This window comes from Desulfamplus magnetovallimortis, from assembly GCF_900170035.1.
Classification (GTDB): domain Bacteria; phylum Desulfobacterota; class Desulfobacteria; order Desulfobacterales; family Desulfobacteraceae; genus Desulfamplus; species Desulfamplus magnetovallimortis.
Window position 1 is genome coordinate 113,294 of record NZ_LT828549.1, and the last position, 4,053, is coordinate 117,346.

Sequence of the window (4,053 nt, forward strand, 5' to 3'; positions counted from 1 at the left end):
CAAATATTGATTTTTGTGTTTGCAGCTGTGGGTTGTCAGAATCAGGATATCCAGGATAGACAAGATAAATCAGGATAGCCAATCTTGATCATCCTGTTAATCCTGGGCATCCTGATTCAGACAAAAGAACAACATATCAAAAACAGGAAAAATTTAACAAATGTCTTATGATGACAAATTGACGCACAATATTATTGGCTGTGCCATGAATGTACATAATGGTTTGGGAAACGGATTCCAGGAGGTTATCTATCAGCGTGCACTGGCTGTGGAGCTAAAGGATGCAGGGCTGGAATTTATTAGGGAGCAGGAAGTCCCCATCTTGTACAAAGGGCATGAAATAGGTACAAGAAGAGTAGATTTCCTGGTGGAAAACCGCATAGTGGTAGAGCTGAAGGCTCTTGTGCGTCTAGAGGATGTTCATCTCGTCCAGGGCTTGAATTATTTGACAGCCTATCAATTTGATACTGGCCTACTGATTAATTTCGGAGGTATAAAACTGGAATTCAAGCGATTATACAGAAAAAGATAAAAAAGATGTTCAGGATACTTACTTAATCCTGCCTTATCCTGTTAATCCTGGTCATCCTGATTCAGACAATTTAAAAAAACGGAAATATATAAAAATTTCAAATTTTCACAGGGAGCATAAAAAATGAAAAAAATCAACATATTATGCCTTTTAATGATAACTTTGACCACACCTCTTTTTGCAGTTGGTCCCTACGTTGACAATGGAAACGGCACAGTCACCGACAAGGGCACAGGACTCATCTGGCAGCAGACAGATGACGGCGTGGAACGTACCTGGGAAGAAGCCCTTGAATACTGTGAATCCCTTACCCTTGATACAAAAAGTGACTGGCGTCTTCCAAATATCAGGGAACTTGAAACCATTGTGGATGATTCCCTTTATGGTCCTGCTATTAATACTGATTATTTTAAAAATGCCAAAAGTGACGTATACTGGTCGGGCAGTACGCTCGCCAATTACACTGATTACGCGTGGAACGTGTATTTCATCAGTGGCAATGTTGACTACTACTATAAGACCGATGATTACTACGTTCGGTGTGTTCGTTCGGGATCATCTGGATCATTTGATCCTTTGACCCTTTCAATCACCGCGAGCGCAGCGAGCGGTGATGCGCCCTTGCAAGTATCGTTTACCGCTTCTCCCGGAGGTGGAGTTGCTCCCTACCAGTATAACTGGACATTCGGGGATAGCTCATCAAATTCTTCTTTACAGTATGCCTCCCACACCTACACAAGCCCGGGCAGCTTTACTGCAACTTGCACATTAACTGACTCTGAAGGTACTATTAAATCAGCATCAACAAAAATTACAGTAACCGAAGCCCCCCAGCCAAACCAGCCGCCTTCATGTTCAATTACCCCCAGCGTCACAGAGGGTAATGCGCCTTTAACGGTACGCTTTACAGCCCAGGGAGAGGATCCCGAAGGTGGAACATTGATCTGGTACTGGGCTTTCGGGGATGGAGCAAGCGGGCATGGCAGCAGTGTCACCCACGAATATGATGCAGCCGGAACTTATTCTGTCTGGTTATCAGCCACTGATGAGGCTGGTGAATCCGGATATGCCACAGTTGATATCAATGTGTCTGACCCTCCGGATGAGCCTGTAATCATTGATCCTTTGACCCTTTTAATTAGCGCGAGCTCAGAAAGCGGTGATGCCCCCCTTCCAATCTCTTTTACCGCTGCGCCCGGAGGTGGAGTTGCTCCCTATCAATATAATTGGACATTCGGGGATGGCTCATCAAATTCTTCTTTACAGTATTCCTCCCACACCTACACAAGCCCGGGCAGCTTTACTGTAACCTGCACATTAACCGACTCTTCCGGCAATACCAAATCAGCATACAAAACCATAACGGTAAACGAAGTGCCGGCCGATCAGCTCACTGCATTTCCTTCTTCATTAACAGTTCCCCTTGAAAACACTGCAAACATTGAACTGACAGGAGGTAGCGGTTTTTACAGGGTCTCTTCAAGCGACACAGATATTGTCTCCTACACACTGACGGACAGCACCGTGACTGTGACAGGTGAATCCCTGGGAAGCGCCGACATTACAGTACAGGACAGTGACGGCAAAAGTGTTAAAATTCCGGTAAGTGTAACCCAGAAGATCAAGGCGATTATTGTGGCAGGAAGCGGCCCCTATAGCGGTAATGCTCTTTGGGATAACACCCTGGCAGCCTGCAAGTATGCATACCTGGTATTGATGTCAAGGGGATACACACATGAAACAATCCTGTTTCTTTCGGCAGATGAGATCAATAATATTGATATTGATGGAGACGGCAAATTCAATGAGATGGATAATTACGTCACCAATGACCGCCTGAAAAACGGTATTACTGACTGGGCATCAGATGCAAAGGATGTTCTGGTTTACATGACCGGTCATGGTAACTCCGGAAAATTTCGAATCAATCCTGACGGTCACCTTGAGGCAGATGAGCTTTCAGGCTGGCTTACCACGTTAAAGAGCACCATTCCTGGTGAAGTCGTTTTTGTATATGATTCATGTTATTCAGGATCTTTTATTCCAGAAATAAAAAACAGCGGCATTACATCCATTACAAGTACCGGTGATGATGATGTCGCATTTTTTACATCCAACGGGCAACTATCTTTCTCTTCCTTTTTCTTTCAGGGAATATTTAATGGAGAAAACGTAACTGACTCCTTTCTTAATGCGAAAAATTCAACACAATTTACCTATACATCACAGTGCCCCATGATGGATGACAATGGCAATGGAATTGGAAACGATGATGATGATTGTGAAAGGGCAAGGGACATTTATATTGGAAGCCGTGTTGAAACAGCAGAGGATATTCCCGCAATCAATGACGAAAAAGTCACTGTCAGCTCCAGCAGTGGCAATGGCCTTACCATTCATGTAGAAAGCGTTATAAGCGGTAATCCTGTTGAAAAGGTCTGGGCTGTCATCACACCGCCGGATTTGGATGCTGGAACTTCAAGTGATCCTGTGCTGGATTTGCCGGTGGTTGAGCTTGCCCGACAGGCAAATGGTGGATATATGGGTGTTTTTTCAAAAGCATCAGCTTCCGGTCTCTATAATGTCGCCCTTTTTGTTGAGGACAATGGTGGCAACCGTTCCTTTCCTGTGGCTGTGCAGTTTACCCGTACAACAGCCTCGTCATCATGTTTAAGTTTTATGGATGATCTTGGCATAGACATTCCGTGCGTTAAATATGCAGGATCAGAGTATTATTTTTCTGTTCGGTACCAGAAAGATCTTACATGGGCCATGTCTGCTATGGAAAATTCAGGAACAGGCGACCTTTGCGCCACCATGTCGGATAATTTTGATCTGACCATTCCCTGTCTTGAGTTTCTGGGCACAAGGTATGGTTTTGTATTCAGGCATACCGGAGGAAACGCACTTTCAAGGAATCTTGCGTGGGATCTGGATGTGGGGTCGCTTTACATACTTCCATGAGGTTGGCGACTTTTCTTGAAATCCTCATTTTTGTGATTTTTCCGATAATTATTGCATTTGTCTGAATCAGGATAACCAGGATTAACAGGATGATCAGGATAAAAAATCATGATTTATCCTGAATATCCTGGGCATCCTGATTCAGACTGCATTACGCAAAATCAAAAAATCAAAATAAATCTGTCCCCCTTTTTTTCTTTTTTTAAATACAGAGGTGCATATGATTACACTTGATCAAGCAATAGATACTGTAAACCAGTTACCAGCAGAGCAGCAGGAGGTTCTGTTTGATATCTTTTATCACAGGAAAATTGAAAAACGTCGTAAGGAGATTGCTGAAGATGCAAAAAATTCAATCGCTGATTTCCATGCAGGCAGATTAAAAACGAAGCCTGTTAAAAGTATAATCTCTGAACTTGCTCAGACTTTGGATGGTTATTGCATTTGTCTGAATCAGGATAACCAGGATTAACAGGATGTTCAGGATAAAAAATCCTGATTTATCCTGAATATCCTGTGCATCCTGATTCAGACTGCATCACGCAAAATCAAAAAAT

Annotated in this window: 3 protein-coding genes; all 3 read left to right on the forward strand. The window is 43.3% G+C overall.

What is annotated here, in order from left to right:
- Positions 1 to 160: 160 nt before the first annotated feature.
- The 3 genes from MTBBW1_RS16420 (at position 161) to MTBBW1_RS16430 (ending at position 3,968) form a co-directional block, all read left to right on the forward strand.
- Positions 161 to 532 carry a GxxExxY protein gene (locus tag MTBBW1_RS16420; protein WP_080804948.1) on the forward strand — a complete coding sequence of 124 codons (372 nt, stop codon included), beginning with the start codon at positions 161 to 163 and terminating at the stop codon, positions 530 to 532.
- Between the two features lie 123 nt (positions 533 to 655).
- On the forward strand, positions 656 to 3,496 hold the full coding sequence (locus tag MTBBW1_RS16425; RefSeq protein ID WP_080804951.1) for a PKD domain-containing protein: 2,841 nt from the start codon (positions 656 to 658) through the stop codon (positions 3,494 to 3,496).
- A gap of 220 nt (positions 3,497 to 3,716) precedes the next feature.
- Positions 3,717 to 3,968: a hypothetical protein gene (locus MTBBW1_RS16430; RefSeq protein WP_080804953.1), complete on the forward strand. Its 252-nt coding sequence runs from the start codon at positions 3,717 to 3,719 to the stop codon at positions 3,966 to 3,968.
- Positions 3,969 to 4,053: the final 85 nt, after the last annotated feature.

Excerpts from the sequence above, each read along its gene's own strand:
- MTBBW1_RS16420 (WP_080804948.1), top strand. The coding sequence starts at position 161 with ATGTCTTATGATGACAAATTGACGCACAATATTATTGGCTGTGCCATG.
- MTBBW1_RS16425 (WP_080804951.1), top strand. The coding sequence starts at position 656 with ATGAAAAAAATCAACATATTATGCCTTTTAATGATAACTTTGACCACA.
- MTBBW1_RS16430 (WP_080804953.1), top strand. The coding sequence starts at position 3,717 with ATGATTACACTTGATCAAGCAATAGATACTGTAAACCAGTTACCAGCA.